We start from the raw sequence: 25,125 nt of genomic DNA, 5'->3' as shown, positions 1-25,125 counted from the left end.
ACCGGTTCCGCCCCGGCCCGGCCCCGGCGCCGGGCCGCCGCGCGCGGGCCCGGCGGACGCGCGGCGGGCGGCGTGACCGGCGTCCGGGGGCGTTGGATAGAGTCGGGCGCAGGAAGGCCGTCGACCCTGTGCGGGAGAGATCCCGCGCCGCCAGCGCCGGGACGCCGAAGGGGCAACCCTCCCCGGAACCTCTCAGGCAAAAGGACCGCACGGGAGAGGCACCTCTGGAAAGCGGCCACCGCCCGTCGGCGGCGGCTCACCGAAGGGGAAACCCCGCAGCGCGGCGGGCGAAGCTCTCAGGTGCCATGACAGAGGGGGAGGAGCCGCCGGCGCACCGCCCGGCGGTGTCCTGAGCGACCGCTCCAGCCCAGGAGGCTCTCCCGCATGACGGCTCGACACCTCTCCCCGGTGGCCTCGCCCCGCCGGCCCCGGACGGTCTTCGCCGACCGCCACATCGGCCCGGACGCGGCCGACCGCGACCGGATGCTCGCGGCCATCGGCCACGCCACCGCCGAGTCGCTGGTCGAGGCGGCCGTGCCCGCCGCGATCCGCGCGGACCGCCCGCTGGACCTGCCGCCCGCGCTGAGCGAGACGGCGGCGCTGGCGCGGCTGCGGGAGATCGCGGCCCGCAACACCGTCCTGACGTCGATGATCGGCCTCGGGTACCACGGGACGACCACGCCGGGCGTCGTCCTGCGCAACGTCCTGGAGAACCCGGGCTGGTACACCGCGTACACGCCGTACCAGCCGGAGATCTCGCAGGGGCGGCTGGAGGCGCTGCTGAACTTCCAGACGGCCGTCGCCGACCTCACCGGCCTGCCCGTCGCCAACGCCTCGATGCTGGACGAGGGCACCGCCGCCGCCGAGGCGATGACGCTGGCGCACCGCGCGTCCAGGGCCAAGGAGCCGGGCGCGTTCCTGGTGGACGCCGACGTGTTCCCGCAGACGATCGAGGTGGTGCGGACCCGCGCGGTGCCGCTCGGCATCGACCTGGTCGTGGCGGACCTGTCCGGCGGGCTGCCGGACGGCGACTTCTTCGGCGTGCTGCTGCAGTACCCGGGCGCGTCCGGCGCGGTCCGCGACCTGGCCCCGGTGATCGAGGCGGCGCACGCGCGGGGCGCGCAGGCCGTCGTCGCCGCCGACCTGCTCGCGCTGACGCTGCTGCGGTCGCCGGGCGAGGCGGGCGCGGACATCGCGGTCGGCTCCGCGCAGCGGTTCGGCGTCCCCTACGGCTTCGGCGGCCCGCACGCCGGGTACCTGGCGGTCCGCGAGGGCCTGCAGCGGCAGCTCCCCGGCCGCCTGGTCGGCGTCTCGGTCGACGCCGACGGCGCCACCGCCTACCGGCTCGCGCTGCAGACCCGCGAGCAGCACATCCGCCGCGAGAAGGCCACCAGCAACATCTGCACCGCGCAGGTCCTGCTCGCCGTCATGGCCAGCATGTACGCGGTGTACCACGGGCCGGACGGGCTCGCCTCGATCGCGCAGCGCGTCCACGGCCACGCCGCCGGGCTCGCCGCCGCACTGGAGGCGGGCGGCGTCGAGGTCGTCCACGGCGCGTTCTTCGACACCGTCCTGGCCCGCGTGCCCGGCCGGGCGGACGCGGTGCTGGCCGCCGCGCTGGACCGCGGGATCAACCTGCGCCGCGTGGACGCCGACCACGTCGCGGTCGCGTGCGACGAGACGACGCTGCCCGAGCACGTCGCCGCCGTCCTGGCCGCGTTCGGCGTCGCCGCCGGCGTCCCGGCCGAGCCCGCCGAGGCGTACCCCGCGGCGCTGCGCCGCGAGAGCCCGTACCTGACGCACCCGGTCTTCCACGAGCACCGCTCGGAGACCGCGATGCTGCGTTACCTGCGCCGCCTCCAGGACCGCGACGTCGCGCTGGACCGGTCGATGATCCCGCTCGGCTCCTGCACGATGAAGCTGAACGCGACCGCCGAGATGGAGCCGATCACCTGGCCGGAGTTCGCGAACCTGCACCCGTTCGCGCCGATCGACCAGGCCGCCGGGTACCTGGAGCTGATCGGCGAGCTGGAGTCCGCGCTCGCCGAGATCACCGGGTACGCGAAGGTGTCGGTGCAGCCCAACGCCGGGTCGCAGGGCGAGCTGGCCGGGCTGCTGGCGATCCGCGGGTACCACGCCTCGCGGGGGGACGAGGGCCGCCGGATCTGCCTGATCCCGTCGTCCGCGCACGGCACGAACGCCGCGAGCGCCGTCATGGCGGGCATGAAGGTCGTCGTCGTCAAGTGCGACGAGGGCGGCAACATCGACCTGGACGACCTGCACGCCAAGATCGACGAGCACGGCGCGGAGCTGTCCGCGATCATGGTGACGTACCCGTCCACGCACGGCGTGTTCGAGGAGACCATCACCGACGTCTGCGCGGCCGTCCACGCCGCCGGCGGCCAGGTGTACGTCGACGGCGCGAACCTCAACGCCCTGGTCGGCCTCGCCCGGCCCGGCGAGTTCGGCTCCGACGTCTCCCACCTGAACCTGCACAAGACGTTCTGCATCCCGCACGGCGGCGGCGGCCCCGGCGTCGGCCCGGTCGGCGTCCGCGAGCACCTGGCCCCGTTCCTGCCCGGCCACCCGCTGCGCGACCCGAGCGGCGGCACGGGCGGCGGGACGACGGGCCCGGTCTCGGCCGCCCCGTGGGGCTCGGCGGGCATCCTGCCGATCTCCTGGGCCTACATCGCGATGATGGGCCCGGACGGCCTGCGCGCCGCCACCGAGGGCGCGGTCATCGCCGCCAACTACCTCGCCGCGCGGCTCGCCCCGCACTTCCCGATCCTCTACACCGGCCGGAACGGGCTCGTCGCGCACGAGTGCATCGCCGACCTGCGCAAGATCACCAAGCGGACGGGGATCACCGCCGAGGACGTCGCCAAGCGGCTCATCGACTACGGCTTCCACGCGCCGACGCTGTCGTTCCCCGTCGCGGGCACGCTGATGATCGAGCCGACCGAGAGCGAGGACCTGGCCGAGCTCGACCGGTTCGTCGCCGCGATGGTGGAGATCCGCCGAGAGATCGAGCGCGTCGAGTCCGGCGAGTGGGACGCGGCCGACAACCCGCTCACCGGCGCCCCGCACACCGCCGCCGCGCTGCTCGCCGACGACTGGAAGCACCCCTACACCCGGGAACGCGCCGCCTACCCGCTGCCGTCGCTGCGCGAGGACAAGTACTGGCCGCCGGTCCGCCGCATCGACCAGGCGTTCGGCGACCGCAACCTCGTCTGCTCCTGCCCGCCGCCCGAGGCGTTCGAGGACTGAGTTCGAGCACCGCCCCGCCCGCCCCGCCGAGATAACGATCTCGGCGGGGCCGGGGTGTCGGGACGAGACGCGGCGCGCCCCCGCTCGCTAGGCTCGGGGCCGCCGATCCCGACCCCCAGAGGGCAGCGAACCGATGACCCAACCGCCGGACCCGGCGCGACTGTGCGAGCGCGCCCGCGCGCTCGCCGAGGACGGCGACGCGGCGGGCGCCGCGGCGCTCTTCGAGCAGGTGCTCGACCTCGGCGACACCCCCTACCGGGCGCGGGCCGCGCTCGGCCTGGCCGTCGTCCTGGACGACGCCGGGGACACCGCGGGCGCCCGCGCCGCCGACCGCGCCGCGGTCGCCACCGGCGACCCCGAGTACGGGCCCCGCGCCGCCTACCACCTCGCCGTCACCTGCGAGCGCGCCGGGGACCGCGCCGAGGCCGCGCCCGCCTGGCGGACCGTGGTGGAGTTCGGCAACGCGGCCTACCTGCCGCCCGCGCACCTCGCGCTGGCCCGCATCGCCGACGACGCGGGCGACTTCGCCGCCGCCCGCGAGCACTGGGAGCGGGCCGTCGCGACCGGCGACCCCGAGTACGGGACGCTCGCCGCCCACGACCTGGCGCAGCGGCTGCTGGAGCGCGGCGAGCCCGCCCGCGCGCAGCGCGTGCTGACCGCCGGGCTCAAGCTCGTCGACCCCGGCGGCGCGCCCTACGCGCACGGCCGCCTCGCCGTCGCGCTCGGCATCGCGTTCCTGGACCAGGCGATCAGCGCGTTCCGCGCGGCGCTCGGCGACGGCCCCGCCGACCCCGAGGTCGCGCCGCTGGCCACCGAGCTGCTGGCCCGCACGCTGCCGCTGCGCGGCCGCGGCGAGGAGGCCCGCGAGGCGTGGCGGCGCGGGCTCGCCGACCCGGCGGCGGCGGGCCAGGTCCGCGCCCGGCTGCGCCGCGACTTCGCCGCCGACGACGAGGACCCCGGCGACCCCGCCGACCTGTGGTGGGAGCCGGTCCTGGAGGGCGCGGTCGCCGACGGGACGCTGCCCGCGCTCGCCGGGGAGGCGTTCGGGGCGCTCGACCACATGTACGCGCTGCTGGCCGTCCGGCGGCCGGGCGGCGCGGCGGCGCCCGCCGACGACGGCGCGGAGCGGGCCCTCGCGGACGCGGTCGAGGTGCCCGGCGCGTACGCGTGGGGCCCGCTGCTGCGCGAGAGCTTCGCCGAGCGGCTGCGGCTCGCGCTCGGCGCGGAGGACGCGCCCGCCGAGACGCGCGACGCCGCGCCCGACACCGCCTGACGCCGCCTGACCCGGCGGGCCGGTCTCAGTCGGCCAAGTCCGCCTGCGCGACGACGTTCCGGACGCGGACGCGGACCAGCAGCTCGCCCGGCACGGCGTTGCGGCGGCCGAACTCCTCGCCGCGCTCCTGGCCCATGTACCGCGCGCCGATCCGCACCGACAGCGGGAGCATCGCCGCCACGTCGTCGGACAGCTCGGCCTCGCCGTGGACCGTCACGAAGGAGAACGGCGGCCGGTCGTCCTCCACGCACAGCGAGACGCGCGGGTCGCGGCGCAGCGCCCGGCCCTTCACGGTGTCCGCGCCGGTGTTGAACACGATGTCGCCGCCGTCCAGGACGAACCAGACGGGCGTGACGTGCGGCGACCCGTCGCGCCGCACGACCGCGACCTTCGCCGTCCGGGTGCCCGCGGCGACGAACTCGCGCCACTCGGGCTCGCTCATGATCTTCATGGGACCAGTGTGCCCCGTGCGTCCGGGCGGGACTCCGGCCGCTACCGTTCCGGGTATGGCCCGTGCCGCTGACCTCATGTCCGAGCGCGTCGAGTTCGCCACCGGGCAGGGGCCCGCCGAGGCGGAGATCGACGCCCCCGCCGACCCGGCGTTCCTGCTCGTCCTCACCCACGGCTCCAACGGCGGGCTGGACGCGCCCGACCTGCTGGCCGTCCGGGACGCCGCGCTCGACCTGGGCGGCGCGGTCACGCGGGTGCTGCAGCCGTTCCGCCGCGCGGGCCGCCGCGCGCCCGGCCCGGCGGCGCGGCAGGACGCGGCGTGGCTGGAGGTCGTCGCGGAGCTGCGCGCCCGGTTCCCCGCCGGGCCGCTGATCCAGGGCGGCCGCAGCAACGGCGCGCGGGTGGCGTGCCGCACGGCCCGCGACGCGGGCGCGGCCGGGGTGCTGGCGCTGGCGTTCCCGCTGCACCCGCCGGGCCGCCCGGAGCGGTCGCGGGCGGACGAGCTGCGCGGGGCGGGCGTGGAGGTGCTGGTCGTCAACGGCGATCGTGATCCGTTCGGCGTCCCGGATTCCGCCGACGCGGCGGACGTCGTCGTCCTGCCGGGGGAGCGGCACGAGTTGAAGCGGGACCCGGCGGCGGTGGGCGCGGCGGCGGTCCCGTGGTTGCGGCGCTGGGCCGCCACCCGTTCGGGCTAGTCATCGCGGGCCGGCCGGGTCACCGGGCCCGCTCGGGTCGCGCCGGGCGGTGCGTCCCGCCCGGCGCGCCGCGGGCTACGCGGCGGGGACGGCCCCGCTCACGGCCCCGGTCACGGCGGGTCGGCGCGGCGCGATCACGGCGCCGTCCGGCAGCAGTTCACCGGTGTCGTCGAAGACGACGACGCCGTTGCAGAGCAGGCTCCAGCCCTGCTCGGGGTGGCGCGCCACGGTGCGCGCCGCGTCGCGGTCGGGTGCGGAGGAAGCGGGACAGGGCGGCTGGTGCGGGCACATCGGCGTGCCTCCGGTCTCGGTTCTCGTTGTGGTGACGGTCATTGGGACGCATCCCAGTCTGGAACGGTTCACGGGCCACCTGCCATAGCACGATGGGACGGTTGTCCGGTGGCCACGCGCGCCGCCGCGCACGTTGCCGCGAACCTTGCGCGCGGCCGCCCGGAACCCGGGCGCGCGGGGCCCCGCCGCCCCGTGGACGCGCACGTCACAGCGTCTCCCCGGCGCGGCGCGGAAAAGGAAGCCGACACGCCGCGCGAACGGTGAATACACCTGGAGGAGACAAGAACGTGGCCTTCGGACGGCCCGCTCCGGCCACGGCCGAACTCCGGTTTCGGCCCGACCGCGGGCCGCGCGGCCCCTACGATGTCCGGACGGGACCGTCGGCGCCCCGGCGCGGCCGGGTCGCGGGCCGGGGACGGGGCCGACGAGGGTGCCGGGACGAGAGTGGGGGCGCGATGCGCGTGGCGCTGTTCGTCGCCTGCTACAACGACGCGCTGTTCCCCGCCACCGGCCGGGCCGTCGTGCGGCTGCTGGAACGACTCGGCCACCAGGTCGTCTTCCCCGCCGCGCAGACCTGCTGCGGGCAGATGCACTGGTCGACCGGCTACCGGGCCGAGGCCGCGGCGCTGGCGAGCGGGTTCGCGGAGGTCTTCTCCGGCGGCGGGTTCGACGCGGTGGTGACGCCCTCGGCGTCCTGCGCCGCCGCCGTCCGCCGCGACCACGCGCGGATCTTCCGGGCGGCCGGGCGCGACGCGCCGCCGCTGCCGCCCGTCCACGAGCTGACCGAGTTCCTGGTGGACGTCCTCGGCGTCACCGACGTCGGCGCGTCCTTCCCGCACCGCGTCGCCTACCACCCGACGTGCCACGCGACCCGGGCGCTCGGCGCGGGCGACCGGCCGCTGCGGCTGCTGCGCGCCGTCCGGAGCCTGGAGCTGGCCGAGATCCCCGCGGCCGACGAGTGCTGCGGGTTCGGCGGGACGTTCGCGCTGAAGAACGCCGACGTGTCCGTCGCGCTGGTGGCCGACAAGGTCCGGCACATCCGCGCGACCGCCGCCGACGTCGTCTGCGCCGTCGACAACTCCTGCCTGGCCCACATCGGCGGCGCGCTGTCGCGGCTGCGGTCGGGCGTGCGGGTCCTGCACCTGGCCGACATCCTCGCCGGCCCGGAGGACGGCGCGTGACCGCCGCCCCGCGCCCCCGGCTCCGGTTCGCCGACGCCGCGCGGCCCGCCCTCGCCGACACCGCGCTGCGCCGCGACCTGCGCGACGGGGCCGCCGCCGTCCGCGCCCGCCGCGCCGCCGCCGTCGCCGAGACGCCCGACTGGGCGGAGCTGCGCGCGGCGGGCCGCGCGCTGAAGGACCGGACGCTGCTCAACCTCGACGCCTGCCTGGAACGGCTGGAACGCGCCGTCACGGCGGCGGGCGGGACCGTCCACTGGGCCGTCGGCGCTGCCGAGGCGGCGCGGACCGTCGCGCGCCTGGCCGGCGGGGCGGCGGTCGCGATGCCCGCCGCGCCCGTGCTGGAGGAGATCGGCGCGGCCGACGCCCTCGCCGCCGCCGGGTCCACCGTCCACCGGACCGGCGCGGACGCCGAGTTCCCGGCCGTGCGCACCGCCGTGACCGGCGTGGACGTCATGGTCGCCGAGACCGGCGCGATGGTCCTGCTGGAGTGGGCGGGCGACGCGCGCCGCTGCCTGGCCGTCCCGGACGCGCTGATCACCGTCGCGGGCATCGAGCAGGTCGTCCCCGACCGCGCCGACCTGGAGGTCCTGCTGCGGTCCCTGCCGAGGTCGGCGGGGGAGCGGCTGACCCCGGCGGTGTCGGTGTGGACGGGCGTCGCGCCCGGCGACGGACCCGCCGCGTTCCACCTCGTGCTCGTCGACAATGGCCGCACCAGGGCGCTCGCCGACGAGATCGGCCGCGCCGCGCTGCGCTGCGTCGGCTGCGCGGCCTGCCTGGACGTGTGCCCGGTGTACGAGCGCACCGGCCCCGGACCCTACGGCGCGCCGCCCGGCGGCCCGATCGGCGCGGTCCGCGTCCCGCTGCAGCGCGGCGTCGGGTCGGCGGCGACCGCGTCGCTGCCGTTCGCGTCCACGCTGTGCGGGGCGTGCGCGGACGTGTGCCCCGTCGAGATCGATATCCCCGAGGTGCTCGTCCACCTGCGCGGCGAGGTCGTGGACGCGCGGCGCGGCCGCCCGGTGCCCACGCCGGAGCTGGCGGTGATGCGCGCGGCGGCGTGGACGATGGGCGACCCGCAGCGCTACGAGGCGGCGCTGCGCGGCGGCGTCCGCTGGGCGCGGCTGCTGTCGCGCGGCGGGCGCATCCGGCGGCTGCCGGGCCGGTTCGGCGCGTGGACCGACGCCCGGGACCTGCCCGCCCCGCCCGCGCGGAGCTTCCGGGTCTGGTGGCGCGACCGGGCGGGGGCGCGGTGACGTCCCGCGACCGCGTCCTGCGCCGCATCCGCGACGCGCTCGGCCCCGCGCGCGGCACGCCCGTCCCGGTCCCGCGCGACTACCGGCGGCACCTGGGCGCCGAGTACGCGCGCGCCGACGTGATCGCGCTGTTCACCGAGCGGATCGCCGCGCACGGGACGCCGGTGCGGCACGTCGGCGCGGGCGGGCTGCCGACCGCGCTGGCGGCGGCGCTGTGGGCGCGGGAGGCGGCGCGGATCGCGGTCCCGGCGGGGCTGCCCGCCGGATGGCTGGCCGAGCTGGAGGGCGTCGCGGTCGTCCCGGACGGGCCGGGCGTGGACCCGGCCGCGCCGGACGGCCCGGACGCCGTCGTGACCGGCTGCGCGGCGGCCGTCGCCGAGACCGGGACGATCGTGCTGGACGGCGGCCGCGGCCAGGGCCGCCGCGCGCTGACGCTGTGCCCGCGGCTGCACGTGTGCGTCGTCCACGCCGACCAGATCGCCGGGACGGTCGCGGAGGCGGCGGCGCGGCTGCCGCCGGGGCGGCCGCAGACCTGGCTCACCGGCCCGGCGGTCGCGCGCGGCCCGGCGCGGGAGCGGTCCCCGCACGGCGCGGCCGCGCTGGAGGTCCTGGTCGTGGAGGACTGGCTGTAGCTAGAGGGCGCCGAGGACGAGGTCGAGGCCGGCGGTGAAGCGGCGGTCCCAGTCGGCGGTGCTCGCGGCCGCGCCCGCCTCGTCGGCGTCGCCGGGGCGGGGCGTGCCGCGCACCTCCAGGGCGGCGTGCCCGACGACGTAGCCGAGCAGGGTGTGGGCGGCGGTCGCGGCGGCGTCCTCGGGGACGCCGCCGAGCCGCATGATCTCGCGCAGCGACGCGGTGGTCTCGGCGAGCGCGGGCGGGTTGCGGCGCGTCACGACGAGCGGCAGGACGCCGGCGTGCTCGACGAGCCGCGCCCGGTAGTCGCGCGCCCAGCGGCGCAGCGCGTCCCGCCAGGCGGCGGCGTCGGCGGGGGAGGGGCGCGCGGCGGGCGCGGCGGCGACGTGCGCGACGAGCCCGTCCAGAAGCTGCTCCTTGCCGCGCGGCAGGTGGTGGTAGATCGCCATCGCCTCGACCTCCAGGGCGTCGCCGAGCCGCCGCATGGTGAGGCGGCCGAGGCCCTGGCCGTCCACGATGCGCAGGGCCGCGTCGACGATCCGCTCGGTGGACAGGGGTGGGCGGTGCTGGGCGTTGATGCTGGGCTGCCGGACCATCGGCGGGTGCCTGCCTTTCGCAGCGGTGCGGGCCGTGCTTCCGTGCGGGTCAGCGTAGGGGGCGGGGCCGACGGAACGGCGTCCGGCGCGCCGGACCTGCCTTACCGCGTAAGGTCCGCGTCTGAGTCGGGCTTCCCACCGACAACGGCGCTACGCTGACTCCCGGAACGAAGATCGGCAGATGTGAGGAGCACCGCCATGCCGCTGGGCCGCCGGGTGAGCAAGGACGTCGCCGAGCCGTACGAGGCCGACCGGCGCGCGGCGGCGGAGTATCCCGCTCTGCTGGCCGCCGCCGGCGAGGCCGAGCGGGCGCTGCGGGCCGCGCAGGCCGAGGACGCGCCGGAACCCGAGATCCGGGCGCTGACGATCGCGTTCGACCGGGCGCTGACGGCCGCGCTCGCCGCCGCCGAGGCGACCGAGCGGGTCCGGATGGGGCCGCGCACGTACATGACGGACGCGCAGGACGCCACGGCGCACCGCACGGCGCAGATCCGGCGGCGGCGGGCGAAGGCGCGCTGGGACGTCCGCCCGTGGACCGACGAGGTGGACCGGCTGCGCACGGCCCGCGAGGCGCTGCGCCTGGGCTACCGGACGGTCCCCGCCGTCGCCCGCTGATTCCCGTGCCGCGTCCGGAAGGCGGGCGCGACACGGCCGTTTCGCGAGTGGAACCGGCTGCCAAACTCTGAGAGTCTGCCGTCTCGGGGTAACGCTGGACGCCCGGGGGCGGGGTCCGGGCACGGGGGGTCTGACACACGTGGAGCGCACGCCGCCGGATCGGAGCCGCGTCCTCGCGTCCTACCAGGACGGGGTGCGCGCGGTCCGCTCGGCCGCGGCCCGCGTCGCGGACTGGCGGGCGGCGACGCCGTGCGCGGAGTGGCAGGCGATCGACCTGGCCGGGCATCTGCGGTGCGTGGCCGAGAACCATCTGGAGTACCTGCAGGACGCGCCGGACAGCCGGCTGGCGAAGCTGTTCGCGCGGGAGACGGCGAGCGCGGTGCTGATCCGGCAGCAGGCGCGGCAGAACGCGGCGGAGCTGGCGGTGCTGCCGGCGGAGTCGGGCGCGGAGCGGATCACGGCGTTCACGGTGTCGGCGGGGGCGTACGCGGATCTGGTGGCGGACCAGTGGGACCGGACGCACCTGATCTACCGGGGCACCAAGTACACGGTGGGCGATCACGCGGGCGCGGCGTGCGTGGAGTGGCATCTGCACGCGTGGGATCTGGCGCGGGCGGCGGGCGGGGACTACCGGCCCGCCGATCCTGAGCTGCTGGTGTCGGCGTGGCACTGGGGGGTGCCGCATCTGCCGCTGGGGCCGGTCGCGGCGGGGGACGCGTGGGGCGCGGTGCTGCGGTCGTCGGGGCGGTCGCCGGACTGGAGCGGTCCGGTGGGCGGTGCGGCGGCGGGGGTCCGGAACGTCCGGGCTTCACAGGCCGCGCCGGCGCGAGTGCGCAGGATGTAGCAGTCCGGGTACGGGCCGCGCGGTTTTCCGTAACGGGCCGTCCCTAGTTTTCCGTGGCATCGGACGACTGGGAGGCGGACGGATGACCACGGTGACGGATGCGGCGGCGGAGCGGGCGGGTGCGCCGGTGCGGCGGGGGCGGTCCTGGATCGAGGACTGGAACCCGGACGACGAAAGGTTCTGGGCGGCGAGGGGCCGCCGGGTCGCGGCGCGGAATCTGGCGTGCTCGATTCTCACCGAGCATCTGGGGTTCTCGGTGTGGCTGCTGTGGAGTATCGCGGTGCTGAATCTGCCGAAGGCGGGGATCTCGCTGTCGGTGGGGCAGACGTTGTGGTTGACGACGCTGCCGAATCTGGTGGGGGCGGCGTTGCGGGTGCCGTACACGTTCGCGCCGGCGCGGTTCGGCGGGCGCAACTTCACGATCGTGAGCGCGTTGCTGCTGCTGGTTCCGTGCGGGTTGTTCGTGTGGGCGATCGAGCATCCGTCGATTCCGTACTGGGCGCTGCTGGTGGTCGCGGCGACGACGGGGCTGGGGGGCGGGAACTTCGCGTCGTCGATGGCGAACATCACGCACTTCTATCCGGTGCGGCGGCAGGGGCTGCCGCTGGGGTTGAACGCGGCGGGCGGGAATCTGGGGACGAGCACGACGCAGTTGCTGATGCCGCCGCTGATCGTCGCGGCGGGGCTGGCGGCGGTGGGCTGGGTGTGGATGCCGCTGGTGCTGGTGGCGGCGGTGGTGGCGTACTTCTTCATGAACAACCTGTCGCGGGCGAGCGCGGCGTACGGGTTCGGTGAGATGGCGGCGAGCGCGCGGGACCGGCAGACGGTGGTGATGTCGGTGCTGTACGTGGGGACGTTCGGGTCGTTCATCGGGTACTCGTTCAGTTTCGGGGTGCTGATCAAGAACCAGTTCCCGGAGGTGACGGGGTCGCACTTCATCTGGCTGGGGGCGTTCGCGGGGTCGTTGGCGCGGCCGTTCGGGGGGTGGCTGGCGGACCGGTTCGGCGGGGCGCGGGTGACGATGGCGAACTTCCTGGCGATGGGGGCGGGGGTCGCGGCGGTGGCGGGCGCGGTGCGGGCGGGGAGCTGGCCGGTGTTCCTGGGGGCGTTCCTGCTGGTGTTCGTGGCGACGGGGATCGGCAACGGGTCGACGTACAAGATGATTCCGGCGATCTTCCGGACGCGGGCGCTGGCGGGCGCGGTGAGCGACGAGGAGGGCGCGGTGGCGGCGGCGCGGCGGGCCGGTGCGGCGGCGATCGGGCTGATCTCGGCGGTCGGGGCGGCGGGGGGTGTGCTGATCCAGCAGGCGTTCCGGATCTCGATCGAGCGGACGGGGAGCATCGGGGCGGCGCTGCTGATCCTGGCGGGGTTCTACGCGGTGTGCCTGGCGCTGACGTGGTTCTGCTATCTGCGGCGGGGTGGTGGGGCGCGGGTGTTCGCGGAGGCGCGGGTCTGAGGTCGGGGAGGCGCGCCCGCCGGGGTTCCGGCGGGCGCGTCCGCGCGTCCGGGGGTTGATCTTGACGGGTGGCGGCGGGCGGGGGCGGGTAGACCGTCGTGGCGGGGCGACGGGGGATGGGGAGAGCTGACATGGGGACCTGCGAGGTCTGCGGGAACGACTACGCGATGTCGTTCGAGGTCCGGGCGCAGGGCGGGACGCACACGTTCGACTCGTTCGAGTGCGCGATCACGGCGATGGCGCCGATCTGCGAGCACTGCTCGTGCCGGATTCTGGGGCACGGGGTGGACGTGGGCGGGCGCTGGTACTGCTCGGCGCACTGCGCCCGCGCGGCGGAGCCGGAGCGGGGCGGGGCGATCCGCGACAGCGTGCCGGTGTAGGCGGGGGGCCGGCTCCGGCGCGCGGTCAGCGGGCCGGGGCCGGTTCGCGTCCGTCCTCGAGGTAGACGGTGCGGCCGTCGGCGAGGGCACGGAGGCTGGGGGCCATGCGGCGGGCGATGTGGGGCGGGGCGAGGGCGGGGATCTCCTCGGGGGCGGCGAGGAGGTGGTCGGAGAGTTCGTCGGGCGGGAGTTTGAGGCGGGCGGCCTCGTCGTCGGTGATGGCGCCGCCGAAGACGTAGATGTTGACGGCGTCGACGCCGTCGCGGGGCGGTGCCCAGTCGACGCAGACGAGTCCGTCGAGGCGGGGGACGAGGCCGAGTTCCTCCTGGCATTCGCGGACGCAGGCGGTGAGGGGGGACTCGTCCTGCTCGATGACGCCGCCGGGCAGGAACCAGCCGTCCTTGTAGGTGGGTTTGACCAGGAGCACCCGGCCGCGGTCGTCGCGGAGGAGGGCCGCGGCGGCGCCGCGCGTCCGGGGCAGGGAGGCGAGGTACGCGAGGTCGGGCATGGTCCGAGGCTAGACGCGGCGGGCGTCGCGCGGCGCTGGATCGGGTGGTGCGGGGCCGGTTCGCCGGTGGGGGGCGGGGGGTGTCCGGTGATTCGCGCGGGGGGCGGGGCGGTGGGCGGCGAATGGGGCATGGCGGGGTTCGACAACGCTTGACCCGTGATCGTCAAGGGTGGCGGCGGTGGGTGCCGCTGGGTGGTGCGCATTTTTCGCAGCGCGGAAAAGTTGCGGTAATTCGCATGGGTCCGATTGCGTTATGACCACGTTTCGGTTTCAGAGTGAGCGGCTTTTAACACGCCGGTGACAAAGGGGACGCAATCACGAAACGGCCCCTGCTGAGGATCGGCCCATGAACCACGGAGGGGACGCACGGATGCACGTGGTGGTCGTCGGGCACGGACCGGCGGGCCACCGGCTGGTGGCGGCGCTGCGCGCGGGCGACGCGGCGGGCGCGCTGCGGATCACGGTGGTGGGGGAGGAGGCGCGGCCGGCGTACGACCGGGTGGCGCTGACGTCCTACCTGACCGAGGGCGCGGATCTGGGCCTGCCCGGGCACGGCGCGGAGGTGGAGGTGGTCGCCGGTGATCCGGTGACGGCGGTGGACCGGGCGGGCCGCGCGGTGCGGACGGCGGCGGGGCGGGTGATCGGGTACGACGCGCTGGTGCTGGCGACGGGGTCGGCGCCGTTCGTGCCGCCGGTGCCGGGGCGGGACCTGCCGGGCGCGTTCGTGTACCGCACGGTCGATGATCTGGACGCGATCCGCGCGGCCTGCGAGCGGGCGGGCGCGGGTGCGGGCGGTGTGGTGGTCGGCGGTGGGCTGCTGGGTCTGGAGGCGGCGCGGGCGCTGCAGGGGCTCGGGTTGGAGACCCGGGTGGTGGAGGTCGCGCCGTGGTTGATGCCCCGTCAGCTCGATGAGGGCGGTGGGGCGATGCTGCGCCGCCGGATCGAGGAGCTGGGGTTGGCGGTCCACGCGGGGACGCCGCTGGCGGCGTTGGAGGCGGGCGCGGACGGTGCGCTGGCGCGGGTGGCGCTGGCGGACGGTTCGGTGCTTCCGGCGGCGGTGGCGGTGTTCTCGGCGGGTGTCCGGCCGCGTGACGAACTGGCGCGCGGGTGCGGGCTGGCGGTGGGGGAGCGCGGCGGGATCGTGGTGGACGACGGGTGCCGGACCGCGGATGAGGCGGTGTTCGCGATCGGGGAGTGCGCGCTGGTCGGCGGGCGGGTCCACGGTCTGGTGGCGCCGTGTTTCAGCATGGCGGAGGTCGTCGCGGACGCGTTGCTGGCGCGGGTGTCGGGCGGGGCGGGCGGGGCGCGGTTCGAGGCGCCGGATTCGTCGACGAAGTTGAAGTTGATGGGTGTGGACGTCGCGAGTTTCGGCGATCCGTTCGCGGACGCCGATCCGGCGGGCGGGGCGCTGGGCGTCACCTACACCGATCCGGTGGCGGGTGTTTACAAGCGGCTGGTGGTCAGCGATGACGCGCGGACGCTGCTGGGCGGTGTGCTGGTGGGCGACGCGTCGGCGTATCCGGCGTTGCGGGCGCGGGTCGGGGCGGCGCTGCCGGGGACGCCCGAGCAGGCGCTGTTCGGGGACGTGGAGGCGGCGGACGGTGAGCTGCCGGACGCGACGGTGATCTGCAGTTGCAACAACGTCGCGGCGGGGCGGATCCGGGCGGCGGTCCGCGACGAGGGTCTGGCGGATCTGGCGGCGGTGAAGGGCTGCACGCGGGCGGGCACGACGTGCGGGAGCTGCGTGCCGCTGGTGAAGAAGCTGGTGGACGCGGAGCTGACGGCCGCCGGGGTGGAGGTGAGCCGGGCGCTGTGCGAGCACTTCGAGCACAGCCGGGCGGAGCTGTTCGACATCGTGCGGGTGCGGGGGATCACGACGTTCACGCGGTTGATCGAGGAGCACGGCCGGGGGCGGGGCTGCGACATCTGCAAGCCGGTGGTGGCGTCGATCCTGGCGAGTCTGGGGCACGGGCACGTGCTGGACGGGGAGCAGGCGGCGCTGCAGGACACCAACGACCATTTCCTGGCCAACATCCAGCGCAACGGGACGTACTCGGTGGTGCCGCGGATTCCGGGCGGGGAGATCACGCCGGAGCGGCTGATCGTGATCGGGGAGGTCGCGCGGGACTTCGGGCTCTACACCAAGATCACCGGTGGGCAGCGGATCGACCTGTTCGGGGCGCGGGTGGAGCAGCTTCCGGAGATCTGGCGGCGGCTGGTGGAGGCCGGGTTCGAGTCGGGGCACGCCTACGGCAAGTCGCTGCGGACGGTGAAGTCGTGCGTGGGGTCGACGTGGTGCCGGTACGGGGTGCAGGACTCGGTGGCGATGGCGATCCGGCTGGAGCTGCGGTACCGGGGGCTGCGGTCGCCGCACAAGCTGAAGGCGGCGGTGTCGGGGTGCGCCCGCGAGTGCGCGGAGGCGCAGGGCAAGGACTTCGGCGTCATCGCGACCGAGAAGGGCTGGAACCTGTACCTGGCGGGGAACGGGGGGATGCGGCCGCGGCACGCGGACCTGTTCGCCGCCGATCTGACCGAGGAGGAGCTGGTCCGCTACATCGACCGGTTCCTGATGTTCTACATCCGCACCGCCGACCGCCTCCAGCGCACCGCGAGCTGGCTGGAGGGGCTGGACGGCGGGATCGGCTACCTGCGCGAGGTGGTCGTCGACGACCGCCTCGGGCTGTGCGCCGAGCTGGACGCCGCGATGGAGCGGCATGTGGCGGGCTACTCCGACGAGTGGCGCGACACGCTGGAGGACCCCGGCAAGCTCGCGCGGTTCGTGTCGTTCGTCAACGCGCCGGGGACGCCCGATCCCAGCATCGTCTTCGAGTCCGAACGCGACCAGATCAAGCCGGTCCTGGTGGCCGGCTCCCGCTTGGAGGTTGCCGCCCGATGACCATGACCACCCAGACCATGACCGCGGCGCCCGCCGCGCCGCCGGAGGTCCGCTGGACCGACGTGTGCGGCTACGCCGACCTGCTGCCCGAGCGCGGGGCGTGCGCGATGGTCGACGGCGTCCAGGTGGCGGTGTTCCGCGCCTTCGACGGCCGGTTGTACGCGGTGTCCAACCTCGATCCGTTCAGCGGCGCGCACGTGATGTCGCGGGGGATCCTGGGCACCCGGGCGGGCGCGCCGACGGTGGCGTCGCCGATGTACAAGCAGGTGTTCGACCTGCGGACCGGGGTGTGCTTGGACGAGCCGGACGTGGCGCTGCCGACGTTCCCGATCCGCCGTTCGGCGGCGGGCGACCGCGTGGAGGTGGGGCTGACCGATGGGCACCGAGAGTGAGCCCCTCGCCGGGTTCGCCGTCGGCGTCACGGCGGCCCGCCGCCATGAGGAGCTGGCGACGCTGCTGGAGCGGCGCGGGGCGCGGGTCGTCCACGCGCCGGCGATCCGGCTGATCCCGCTGTCGGACGACGTGGAGCTGCTGGAGGCGACGCGCGAGTGCGTGGCGCGGCCGTTCGACCATCTGGTGGTGACGACCGCGATCGGGTTCCGGGCGTGGTTGGAGGCCGCGGACGGGTGGGGGCTGCGGGACGGGCTGCTGGACCGGCTGTCGGGGGTGGGGGTGCTGGCGCGCGGGCCGAAGGCGCGGGGCGCGATCCGCTCGGCGGGGTTGCAGGAGCGGTGGTCGCCGTCGTCGGAGAGTTGCGCGGAGGTCCTGAAATACCTGCTGGAGCGGGATCTTTCGGGCAGTCGGGTGGCGGTGCAGCTCTACGGCGAGCAGTTGCCGGAGTTCACCGAGGCGCTGCGGGCGGCGGGCGCGGAGGTTCTGGAGCTGCCGGTGTACCGGTGGTCGCGGACCGACGACTCCACGCCGCTGCGGCGGCTCGTCGGGCAGGCGGTGGCCGGGACGGTGGACGCGGTGACGTTCACCAGCGCCCCGGCGGTCGCGGCGACGCTGGCGGTCGCGGCCGAGGACGGGCTGGAGGACGCGCTGCTGGAGACGCTGCGGACGCAGGTCGTCGCGGCGTGCGTCGGGCCCGTCACCGCGCAGGCGCTCACCGAGCGGGGCGTGCGGACGGTGCAGCCGGAGCGGCCGCGGATCGGCGCGCTGGTGCGGGCGCTGGTGTCGGAGCTGCCGCGGCACCGGTCGCGGCGGCTGCAGGTGCGCGGGACGTCGCTGGAGCTGCGCGGCCACGCGGTGGTGCTGGACGGGCAGTTGCGGCCGATCGCGCCCGCGCCGATGGCGATCCTGCGGGCGCTGGCGCGCCGCCCGGGGCACGTGGTGTCGCGGGCGGAGCTGTGCGGGGTGCTGCCGAGCCGGCTGGTGCTGAGCGGCGCGCCGTGGTCGCGGGACGCGCGGCCGCAGGCCGACGAGCACGCGGTGGAGATGGCGGTGGCGCGGCTGCGGCGCGGCCTGGGCCGGTCGGGGATCGTGGAGACGGTCGTCAAGCGCGGCTACCGGCTGGCGTGCGACCCGCGGCTGGTGGAGTTCAACGGTGCGTGACCGGGTGCGTGAACCGGAGGGCGTGCCGGTGCTGCTGGCGGTGGCGCACGGGACGCGCAGCGCGGCGGGCGTCGCGGCGGTGCGGGCGCTGCTGGCGCGGGCCCGCGCGCTGCGGCCGTGGGTGCCGGTCGCCGAGGCGTACGCCGAGATCGCCGCGCCCCGGCTGGAGGACGCCCTCGGCGCGCTGGGCGGGCGGCCGGTGGTGGCGGTGCCGCTGCTGCTGGCGCGCGGGTACCACGCGCTGGTCGACATCCCGGGGCGGGTGGAGCGGCTGCGGCCGGACGCGCTGCGGGGCCGTCCGCTGGGGCCGCATCCGCTGCTGGCCGACGCGCTGGCGGCGCGGGTGCGGGCGGCGGGCGGGCTCGGGCCGGGCGACGCGGTGGTGCTGGCGGCGGCGGGGTCGGCCGATCCGGCGGGCGGCGCGGACGCGCGGACGGCGGCGCGGCTGCTGGGGCGGCGGCTGCGGCGGCCCGTGGTGTGCGGGTCCGTGGTGGGCGGGTCCGGGGCCGGTGCGGGGACGCCGCTGCCGGCGGCGGTCGCGGCGCTGCGCGCGGGCGGGGCGCGGCGGGTGGTGGCCGCGTCGTACCTGCTGGCGCCGGGGTTCTTCCAAGACCGGGTGGCGGCGTCGGGCGCGGACGCGGTGACCGCGCCGCTGGGCGCGCACGACGCGGTGGCGCGGCTGCTGCTGCGCCGCTACGACGAGGCGCGGCTGGGGGCGTGCGCGGCGCTGCCCGTCCCCTGACCGGCGGGCCGGGCGGCCCTCGGGCCGCCCTCGGGTCGGCGGGCGGTGCGGGCGGCCCGGGGGGACCGCCGCGCCGCCCGTCCCGCGCCGGGAACCCGCGCGTCAGGTGCCGGCGGTGCCGGCGGTGTCGGCGAAGCGGGGGTCGTGGTGGGCGAGGACCTTCAGGACCAGGCCGCGGAACTGCTCGACCTCGGCGGGGGTGAGGGCGGCGAACAGGTGGTCGTTGAAGCGTTCGCGGCGGCCGAGGTCGTCGTGGAAGAACGCGCGGCCCTCGGGCGTGGCGTCGACGGCGTGGCGGCGGCGGTCGGCGGGGTCGCGGCGGCGCTCGGCGTATCCGGCGGCCTCCAGGTCGTCGACGATCCCGACGAGGTCGGCGGCGTCCATGCGCAGCCGGTCGCTGACGCGCTTCTGGGAGGTGGGGCCGTCGGAGACCAGGCAGGCCAGGACGAGCAGGTGGGGCCAGCGCACCCGGTCGCGCGGGGGCCGGGCCGCGGCCGCGTCGCGGCCGCTCCACAGGGTGGGGGCCCGGTCGCCGATCTCGCGGCGGATCAGCTTCACCAGCTCGACCGTGAGGTAGGTCGGGATGCGCAGCAGCGCCTCGGGCGGCCGGTCGTTCATGGCCCGTCTCCTCTGGGGTTGTCCAATCTCTCTTGACCTGAGAGATAGGTCGAGCCTACGGTAGGCGCGGCCAATTTGACGACCCCGCGAGGAGGCCCCATGCGGGAGGGAGAGCCGGCCGTCGCCGTGGACGGGCTGGTCAAGGCGTTCGGCGAGGTGACGGCCGTCGCGGGCATCGACCTGCGCGTCGGGCGGGGCGAGATCTTCGGGTTCCTCGGCCCCAACGGGGCGGGCAAGTCCACGACGATCAACATGCTCTGCACGCTGCTGCGGCCGTCCGGCGGGACCGCGCGCGTCGCCGGGTTCGACGTGGTCGCCGAACGCGACCAGGTGCGCCGCCACATCGGGCTGGTGTTCCAGGACCCGACCGTCGACGGGTACCTCAGCGCCGAGCAGAACCTGCGGTTCCACGCCGAGCTGTACGGCGTCCCGCGCGCCCGCACCGCCGACCGCATCCGGCAGGTGCTGGAGATGGTCGCGCTGTGGACCGCCGCAAAGACCTGGTGCGGACGTTCTCGGGCGGGATGCGCCGCCGCCTGGAGATCGCGCGCGGCCTGCTGCACTCGCCGCGCGTGCTGTTCCTGGACGAGCCGACCGTGGGCCTGGACCCGCAGACGCGCGCGTCGATCTGGGACTACATCCGGCGGCTGAAGGACGCCGAGGACATCACGATCTTCATGACGACGCACTACATGGACGAGGCGGAGTTCTGCGACCGCATCGCGATCATGGACTCGGGGCGGATCGTGGCGCTGGACACCCCCGAGGTGCTCAAGGCGGGGGTGGGGGAGGACCGGGTGCGCCTCCGCACGTCCGACGACGACGCGGCCGTCGCGGCGCTGAAGGAGCGGTTCGGGGTGGACGCGACCGTGTCGGAGGGGCAGGTGACGTTCACCGTGGCGTCCGGCGGGGAGTTCGTGCCGCGCCTGTTCGCCGAGCTGGACGTCCCGATCGGGGCGGTGAGCGTGGCGCGGCCCTCGCTCGACGACGTCTTCATGAAGTTCACCGGCACGTCGATCCGCGACGCCGAGGGCGGCGCGGCCAACGAGATGATGCGGCTTCGAATGCGGGGGCGGGGATGAGCGCGCAGACGGCGGGCGTCGCGGGGGTGCGGGTGCCCGAGCGGAGCCTGCGTCACGACGTGCGGGCGGTGAAGATCGTCCTGCACCGCGAGCTGATCCGGTTCTGGCGGGACCGGATGCGGATGGTGTCGGGGCTCGTCCAGCCGGTGCTGTGGCTGCTGGTGATGGGGACGGGCCTGTCGAACCTGGTGCGCGGCGGGGGCGGCGGCTCCCACGTGGACCTGCGGACGTTCATCTTCCCCGGCGTCTGCGCGATGTCGGTCATGTTCACGGCGATGTTCTCGGCGGGGTCGATCGTGTGGGACCGCGAGTTCGGTTTCCTGCGGGAGATGCTGGTCGCGCCGGTCAACCGGGGGTCGATCGTCGTCGGCAAGTGCATCGGCGGCGCGCTCGTCGCGACGCTCCAGGGCGTGGTGATCCTCGCGCTGGCGGGACTGGCGCACGTCCCCTACCACCCGCTGCTCATGCTGGAACTGCTCGGCATGATGTTCCTGTGCGCGTTCGCGCTCACCGGGTTCGGCGTGATGATGGCCGCGCGCATCAAGACCATGCAGGCGTTCTTCGCGCTCAACCAGATGGCGCTCATGCCGATGATGTTCCTGTCCGGCGCGCTGTACCCGCTCAACGGGCTCCCCGCGTGGCTGAGCGTCCTCACCCGCTTCAACCCGCTCACCTACGCCGTCGACCCGATGCGGCACGCGGTGTTCGCGAACCTGGACGTCGGCGAGGCGGTGCGGCGGACGTTCAACCCCGGCGTCACGTGGGGCGGGTGGCACGTCCCCGTCCCCGTCGAGGTGCTGATCGTCGTGGCGATGGGGCTCGGCATGATGGGCGTGGCGATGCTGGAGTTCCGCAACGGCGAATGACCGGCCGCGCCGTGGCGGGCACGCCGAAGGCCCGCCGGATTCCCGGCGGGCCTTCGGGGGGTGTCAGACGGCGAAGTCCAGGAGCGGGCGCGCGTTGCTCGGGTGCCGCAGCTTGGACAGCGACTCCTTCTCGAGCTGGCGGATGCGCTCGCGCGTCAGGCCGAGGGCCTTGCCGATCTCGTCCAGCGTGCGGGGCGTCCCGTCGTACAGGCCGAACCGCATCGCCATGATCCTGGCCTCGCGCGGCGACAGGATGTCCAGCGTCCGGCGGAGCTGGTCGGCCATGAGCTGCCGGTCCACCAGCTCCGACGCCTCCGGGCTGTCGGTGTCCTCGATGAGGTCGCCGATGCGCGTCTCCCCGTCCTCCCCGATCGTGGAGTCCAGGCTGATCGGCTGCCGCGACGTGCGCAGCAGCTCCCGGATCTGCTCGGGGCTGCGGTCCAGCTCCACCGCCAGCTCCTCCGGCGTGGGCTCGCGGCCCAGCCGCTGGTGCATGTCGCGCTCGACCCGGCTCAGCTTGCTCAGCAGCTCCAGCACGTGGACCGGCAGCCGGATCGTGCGCGCCGAGTCGGCGAACCCCCGCTGGATCGCCTGGCGAATCCACCACATCGCGTACGTGGAGAACTTGTAGCCCTTGGAGTAGTCGAACTTCTCCACCGCGCGGATCAGCCCCAGGTTGCCCTCCTGGACGACGTCCAGCAGCGACAGCCCCCGGTCGGAGTACTTCTTGGCGACCGACACCACCAGCCGCAGGTTGGCCTCCAGCATGTGCGCCTTCGCGCGGCGGCCGTCGGCGGCGACCCACTCCAGGTCGTCGCGCAGATCCTCCGGGGCGTCGCCGCACTCCAGCTTGTACTCCGCGTACAGGCCAGCCTCGATGCGCTTGGCCAGGTCGACCTCCTGCTCGGCGGTCAGGAGCTGGCGGCGGCCGATCGCCTTCAGGTACGTGTGGACCGAGTCGCCCATCGCCGTCGAGGTGTCGTCCAGGTCCGGGGCGGCCTCCACCTCCACGACGTCGAAACCGCCGTCGCCGTCCGCGTCCTCACCGGCGGCGGGGACGGGCGGGGCGGCGGGCGCGGCCGTCACCGCGCCCTTGGCCGACGCGTCCGCCGGGGACGCCGCCCGGCGCGTCTTGCGCGTCGTCGAGCGGCGGGCGGGGGCGCCGTCCGCGTCGGCCCGTGCTTCGGCCTGTGCCTCGGCTCGTGCTTCGGCCTGTGCTTTGGCTCGGGTGGCGGGTCCGGCGGCGGGGCGGGTGCCGGGCTCGTCGCCGTCGGTCATGCGGACCCCCGCCGCCGACAGCTCGCGCAGGATGGAGCGGCCCCGCGCCTGGCTGATCCCGGCGTCGGCGAACGCCCGGCGGACCTCGTCGAGCGAGAGGCGGCCCGTGGACCGGCCGCGCTCGAACAGGGCGTCCAGCGTGCGGCTCGCCGGCGGCGTGAGCGGGGTCTCGGCGGCGGATCGCGGCATGGCGGCGCCCCCTCCCTTCCGTGGTGTGGGTGCGTGCGGAGACGTTTTCTCTCGTGACGCACGCATTAACCGGAACGTCGGAGCAGGCCACCGTTGTTCCCAGAACCGTATTCGGGTAGCCGTACGGTCGCTGAACGTGATAATGCGGGGCGGTCATGTCCCGGCGGGAGGCTCCAGCGGACGCCCGTACCGGGCGATCACCCGCGCCCGCAGGTCCGGGTCGTCGCGCGGCACCGGCTCCAGGAACACCTCGTCGATCTCCGGGTGCGCCTCCCGCAGCTCCCGCGCCATCCGGACGCACGCGTGCTCCACGTCCGAGGCCCGCAGCGCGTCCCGGAAGTCCAGCCGCGCGCACACCAGCACCCGGTCCGCGCCGACCGTCATCGTGACGATGTCGACCAGCCACTCCACCTCCGGCGCGGCCGTCAGCCGCTCCCGCACGTCGGCGATGATCCGCGGATCGGCCTGGTTGCCGATCAGCAGGTTCAGGTTGACGCGGCCCAGCAGCAGCGCGACCGCCGTCAGCAGCACCCCGATCAGCGCCGACCCCACCCCGTCCCACACCGCCGAACCGGTGAGCTGGTGCAGGCCGAGGCCCGCGAACGCCAGCAGCAGGCCCAGCAGCGCCGCCGAGTCCTCCAGCAGGACGCTCAGCGACGTCGGCTCGTCGGTGCGGCGCAGGAACACCCGCAGCGGCAGGTTCTCCGCCCGGGCGTCCGCGCGGACCTGCCGCACCGCCTGCCGCCACGACGTCCCCTCCAGCACGAACGAGACGCCGAGGACGACGTAGCCGACCAGCGGGTCGGCCTCCCCGCCGTGCCCGGCCACGATCGTCTCGAACCCCTGGTAGAACGCGAACAGCGCGCCCATCCCGAAGATCGCGACCGCGACCAGCAGCGTCCAGATGTAGCGCTCCTTGCCGTACCCGAACGGGTGGCGGCGGTCCGCGGGGCGGCCGCTGCGGCGCAGCCCCACCAGCAGCAGCACCTCGTTGAAGGTGTCGGCGACCGAATGCGCGGCCTCCGCGCCCATCGACGCCGACCCCGTCACGACCGCCGCGACGATCTTGGCGACGGCGATGCCGAGGTTGGCGGCCAGCGCGAGGAACACCGTGAGGGTGCTCTCCTGGCCCTGGTCGCGGCCCTGGTCGCGTTGCTGGTCCCCGCCGGGGGCGGTCTCGGTCATGATCTCCCTCGTTCCCCGCCCCGCCCGTCCTACGCGGCCCCCTCCCGCGCCGCCCGGGTCAGGACGGGCGGCGCAGCAGCTCCCGGTCGGGTTTGCCGGACGCCAGCAGCGGGATCTCCGGCAGCAGCACCAGCTCGCGGGGCGCGGCGGCGGCGGGCATCGCCGCCCGCACGAAGTCCCGCAGCTCCGGCAGCGCGGGCGCGGCCGCCGGGTCGGCGGGGACGACGACGGCGGTGACGCGCTCGCCCCACTCCGGGTCGGCGCGGCCCACGACGACGACGTCCGCGACCTTGGGGTGGCGCGCCAGCAGCGCGGCGACCTCGCCCGCCACGACCTTCTCGCCGCCGGTGTTGACGACGTCGTCCACGCGGCCCCGCACGCGCAGCCGCCCGCCCTCCACCGCGCCGAGGTCCTGGGTGACGAACCATGCGCCGTCGCGGGCCCGCTCGGTGAGGGCCGGGCGCAGGCGGTAGCCGCTGAACAGCACCGGCCCGGCGATGCGGATGCGGCCGTCGCCGCCGACCGCGACGCGGACGCCGTCCAGGGGGACGCCGTCGTAGGCGCAGCCCCCGCACGTCTCGCTCATCCCGTAGGTGGTGAAGATCCGCGCCCCGGCGTCGCGGGCCTCGGCGACCAGGTCGGGGGGCGCGGCGGCGCCGCCGAGCAGGATCGCGCGGAACCGGGCGAGGTCGGCGCGGGCGTCCAGCAGGCGGCGGAGCTGGGTCGGGACGACCGACACCAGCGCGGCGTCGGCGGCGGCGACCGCGGCGGCGTCGAACCGCGGGTGGATGACCGGTTCGGTCCCCGCCAGCAGCGACCGGACGAGGATCTGCAGTCCGGCGATGTGGCTGGTGGGCAGGCAGCACAGCCAGCGGTCGCCCGGTTCGGCGGCGACGCGGTCGAGGGTCGCGGCGGCCGAGTGCCGCAGCGCGGCGGCGCTCAGCTCGACCGCCTTCGGGGTTCCGGTGGACCCGGACGTCGCGATGAGGACGGCCGTGTCGGCGTCGACGGGGATTCCGGCGACGGGCGCGCACGCGCTGCGCGCCCGGTAGGGGGTGACGCCGTCCTCGGTCTCGACGGCGTGCGGCGCGAGCGCGTCGACGAGCGCGTCGAGCGCGGGGGCGGGCAGGTCGGGGGACAGCGGGCAGACCGCCGGTCCCGAGCCGTCCAGGGCGGCGGCCAGGACGGTCAGCAGGCGGGGCCCCGGGGGGAGCACGACGGCGTGCAGGCGGCGGTCCATGATCCGCCAGGCTAGTACGGAGTCCCACGTGGGAGGGGG

At 75.8% G+C, this 25,125-nt stretch carries 25 protein-coding genes and 2 riboswitches; of the genes, 17 read left to right on the top strand and 8 right to left on the bottom strand.

All coding sequences use genetic code 11. From position 1 onward, the window contains the following. The first annotated feature begins 121 nt into the window (after positions 1–121). Positions 122–218, top strand: a riboswitch (glycine riboswitch). Next, positions 219–322: riboswitch (glycine riboswitch) on the top strand. Between the two features lie 62 nt (positions 323–384). Together gcvP and G339_RS0129275 are read left to right on the top strand one after the other, a co-directional pair. Continuing rightward, entirely contained in the window at positions 385–3,267 is a 2,883-nt protein-coding gene (gene gcvP / locus G339_RS0129280; RefSeq protein ID WP_026341885.1) for an aminomethyl-transferring glycine dehydrogenase, read from the top strand. A gap of 133 nt (positions 3,268–3,400) precedes the next feature. Next, a complete protein-coding gene (locus tag G339_RS0129275; RefSeq protein ID WP_019634625.1) occupies positions 3,401–4,540 on the top strand; it encodes a tetratricopeptide repeat protein in 1,140 nt (379 codons plus the stop codon). Between the two features lie 25 nt (positions 4,541–4,565). Here the strand turns inward: G339_RS0129275 and G339_RS0129270 are convergent, their stop codons facing one another. Then, positions 4,566–4,991 carry a PPOX class F420-dependent oxidoreductase gene (locus G339_RS0129270; protein WP_019634624.1) on the bottom strand — a complete coding sequence of 142 codons (426 nt, stop codon included), beginning with the start codon at positions 4,989–4,991 and terminating at the stop codon, positions 4,566–4,568. Positions 4,992–5,067: 76 nt separating this feature from the next. Between G339_RS0129270 and G339_RS0129265 the strand changes: the two genes are divergently transcribed. After that, the gene (locus G339_RS0129265) at positions 5,068–5,685 is read left to right on the top strand and encodes an alpha/beta hydrolase family protein (RefSeq protein WP_019634623.1); all 618 of its coding nucleotides are present in this window, start codon (positions 5,068–5,070) and stop codon (positions 5,683–5,685) included. A gap of 75 nt (positions 5,686–5,760) precedes the next feature. On the opposite strand, the gene G339_RS0129260 is transcribed toward G339_RS0129265, so the two are convergent. Continuing rightward, on the bottom strand, positions 5,761–5,976 hold the full coding sequence (locus tag G339_RS0129260) for a DUF5999 family protein (protein ID WP_019634622.1): 216 nt from the start codon (positions 5,974–5,976) through the stop codon (positions 5,761–5,763). A gap of 455 nt (positions 5,977–6,431) precedes the next feature. Here G339_RS0129260 and G339_RS0129255 point away from each other — a divergent pair, with 455 nt between their 5' ends. The 3 genes from G339_RS0129255 to G339_RS0129245 are packed head-to-tail and all read left to right on the top strand — an operon-like array spanning position 6,432 to position 9,039. Next, the gene (locus tag G339_RS0129255; protein ID WP_019634621.1) at positions 6,432–7,157 is read left to right on the top strand and encodes a (Fe-S)-binding protein; all 726 of its coding nucleotides are present in this window, start codon (positions 6,432–6,434) and stop codon (positions 7,155–7,157) included. Continuing rightward, entirely contained in the window at positions 7,154–8,407 is a 1,254-nt protein-coding gene (locus G339_RS0129250; protein ID WP_019634620.1) for an LUD domain-containing protein, read from the top strand. The genes G339_RS0129255 and G339_RS0129250 overlap by 4 nt, the downstream gene beginning before the upstream one ends. Further along, the gene (locus G339_RS0129245; RefSeq protein WP_157408080.1) at positions 8,404–9,039 is read left to right on the top strand and encodes a LutC/YkgG family protein; all 636 of its coding nucleotides are present in this window, start codon (positions 8,404–8,406) and stop codon (positions 9,037–9,039) included. Before G339_RS0129250 ends, G339_RS0129245 begins: the two co-directional genes overlap by 4 nt. On the opposite strand, the gene G339_RS0129240 is transcribed toward G339_RS0129245, so the two are convergent. Continuing rightward, a complete protein-coding gene (locus G339_RS0129240; RefSeq protein WP_019634618.1) occupies positions 9,040–9,633 on the bottom strand; it encodes a TetR/AcrR family transcriptional regulator in 594 nt (197 codons plus the stop codon). 198 nt (positions 9,634–9,831) lie between these two features. Here G339_RS0129240 and G339_RS0129235 point away from each other — a divergent pair, with 198 nt between their 5' ends. The 4 genes from G339_RS0129235 (at position 9,832) to G339_RS0129220 (ending at position 12,928) form a co-directional block, all read left to right on the top strand. Next, positions 9,832–10,248 carry a hypothetical protein gene (locus G339_RS0129235; RefSeq protein ID WP_019634617.1) on the top strand — a complete coding sequence of 139 codons (417 nt, stop codon included), beginning with the start codon at positions 9,832–9,834 and terminating at the stop codon, positions 10,246–10,248. A gap of 139 nt (positions 10,249–10,387) precedes the next feature. After that, positions 10,388–11,092: a maleylpyruvate isomerase N-terminal domain-containing protein gene (locus G339_RS0129230; RefSeq protein WP_019634616.1), complete on the top strand. Its 705-nt coding sequence runs from the start codon at positions 10,388–10,390 to the stop codon at positions 11,090–11,092. A gap of 82 nt (positions 11,093–11,174) precedes the next feature. Further along, positions 11,175–12,548 (top strand): MFS transporter, encoded by a 1,374-nt coding sequence (locus G339_RS0129225; RefSeq protein ID WP_019634615.1) that lies wholly within the window; start codon positions 11,175–11,177, stop codon positions 12,546–12,548. A 131-nt stretch (positions 12,549–12,679) separates the two neighbouring features. Further along, positions 12,680–12,928 (top strand): hypothetical protein, encoded by a 249-nt coding sequence (locus tag G339_RS0129220; RefSeq protein WP_019634614.1) that lies wholly within the window; start codon positions 12,680–12,682, stop codon positions 12,926–12,928. A gap of 25 nt (positions 12,929–12,953) precedes the next feature. Here the strand turns inward: G339_RS0129220 and G339_RS0129215 are convergent, their stop codons facing one another. Beyond that, positions 12,954–13,436 (bottom strand): NUDIX domain-containing protein, encoded by a 483-nt coding sequence (locus tag G339_RS0129215; protein WP_019634613.1) that lies wholly within the window; start codon positions 13,434–13,436, stop codon positions 12,954–12,956. Positions 13,437–13,782: 346 nt separating this feature from the next. Between G339_RS0129215 and nirB the strand changes: the two genes are divergently transcribed. From nirB to G339_RS0129195, 4 genes are read left to right on the top strand one after another with little or no spacing between them, the layout of a single operon-like run. Continuing rightward, positions 13,783–16,332 carry a nitrite reductase large subunit NirB gene (gene nirB, locus G339_RS0129210; protein WP_026341884.1) on the top strand — a complete coding sequence of 850 codons (2,550 nt, stop codon included), beginning with the start codon at positions 13,783–13,785 and terminating at the stop codon, positions 16,330–16,332. After that, positions 16,329–16,724: a nitrite reductase small subunit NirD gene (nirD, locus tag G339_RS0129205; protein WP_019634611.1), complete on the top strand. Its 396-nt coding sequence runs from the start codon at positions 16,329–16,331 to the stop codon at positions 16,722–16,724. The genes nirB and nirD overlap by 4 nt, the downstream gene beginning before the upstream one ends. Beyond that, on the top strand, positions 16,708–17,886 hold the full coding sequence (locus G339_RS0129200) for a uroporphyrinogen-III synthase (RefSeq protein ID WP_019634610.1): 1,179 nt from the start codon (positions 16,708–16,710) through the stop codon (positions 17,884–17,886). The genes nirD and G339_RS0129200 overlap by 17 nt, the downstream gene beginning before the upstream one ends. Positions 17,887–17,890: 4 nt before the next feature. Next, a complete protein-coding gene (locus G339_RS0129195; RefSeq protein ID WP_157408079.1) occupies positions 17,891–18,628 on the top strand; it encodes a sirohydrochlorin chelatase in 738 nt (245 codons plus the stop codon). A gap of 102 nt (positions 18,629–18,730) precedes the next feature. Here the strand turns inward: G339_RS0129195 and G339_RS35730 are convergent, their stop codons facing one another. After that, entirely contained in the window at positions 18,731–19,246 is a 516-nt protein-coding gene (locus G339_RS35730) for a MarR family winged helix-turn-helix transcriptional regulator (protein ID WP_019634608.1), read from the bottom strand. A gap of 99 nt (positions 19,247–19,345) precedes the next feature. On the opposite strand from G339_RS35730, the gene G339_RS41035 reads away from it, so the two are divergent. From G339_RS41035 to G339_RS0129180, 3 genes are read left to right on the top strand one after another with little or no spacing between them, the layout of a single operon-like run. Next, positions 19,346–19,897: an ABC transporter ATP-binding protein gene (locus G339_RS41035; protein ID WP_338028954.1), complete on the top strand. Its 552-nt coding sequence runs from the start codon at positions 19,346–19,348 to the stop codon at positions 19,895–19,897. Next, positions 19,783–20,328 carry an ATP-binding protein DrrA1-3 family domain-containing protein gene (locus G339_RS41030; RefSeq protein ID WP_338028956.1) on the top strand — a complete coding sequence of 182 codons (546 nt, stop codon included), beginning with the start codon at positions 19,783–19,785 and terminating at the stop codon, positions 20,326–20,328. Before G339_RS41035 ends, G339_RS41030 begins: the two co-directional genes overlap by 115 nt. Next, positions 20,325–21,194, top strand: a complete 870-nt coding sequence (locus tag G339_RS0129180; protein ID WP_019634607.1) for an ABC transporter permease — start codon at positions 20,325–20,327, stop codon at positions 21,192–21,194. The genes G339_RS41030 and G339_RS0129180 overlap by 4 nt, the downstream gene beginning before the upstream one ends. Before the next feature lie 63 nt (positions 21,195–21,257). On the opposite strand, the gene G339_RS40705 is transcribed toward G339_RS0129180, so the two are convergent. The 3 genes from G339_RS40705 to G339_RS0129165 form a co-directional block, all read right to left on the bottom strand. Further along, a complete protein-coding gene (locus tag G339_RS40705; protein WP_019634606.1) occupies positions 21,258–22,661 on the bottom strand; it encodes an RNA polymerase sigma factor in 1,404 nt (467 codons plus the stop codon). A gap of 153 nt (positions 22,662–22,814) precedes the next feature. Continuing rightward, complete coding sequence (locus G339_RS0129170; RefSeq protein ID WP_019634605.1) at positions 22,815–23,846, bottom strand: cation diffusion facilitator family transporter; 1,032 nt, start codon at positions 23,844–23,846, stop codon at positions 22,815–22,817. A 58-nt stretch (positions 23,847–23,904) separates the two neighbouring features. Beyond that, positions 23,905–25,086, bottom strand: a complete 1,182-nt coding sequence (locus G339_RS0129165; RefSeq protein ID WP_019634604.1) for an AMP-binding protein — start codon at positions 25,084–25,086, stop codon at positions 23,905–23,907. Between the last annotated feature and the right edge of the window lie 39 nt (positions 25,087–25,125).

It is taken from the genome of Actinomadura atramentaria DSM 43919, from assembly GCF_000381885.1.
Classification (GTDB): domain Bacteria; phylum Actinomycetota; class Actinomycetes; order Streptosporangiales; family Streptosporangiaceae; genus Spirillospora; species Spirillospora atramentaria.
The sequence above is the reverse complement of the archived record's forward strand: the minus strand, read 5'-3'. Positions and strand labels throughout refer to the sequence as shown.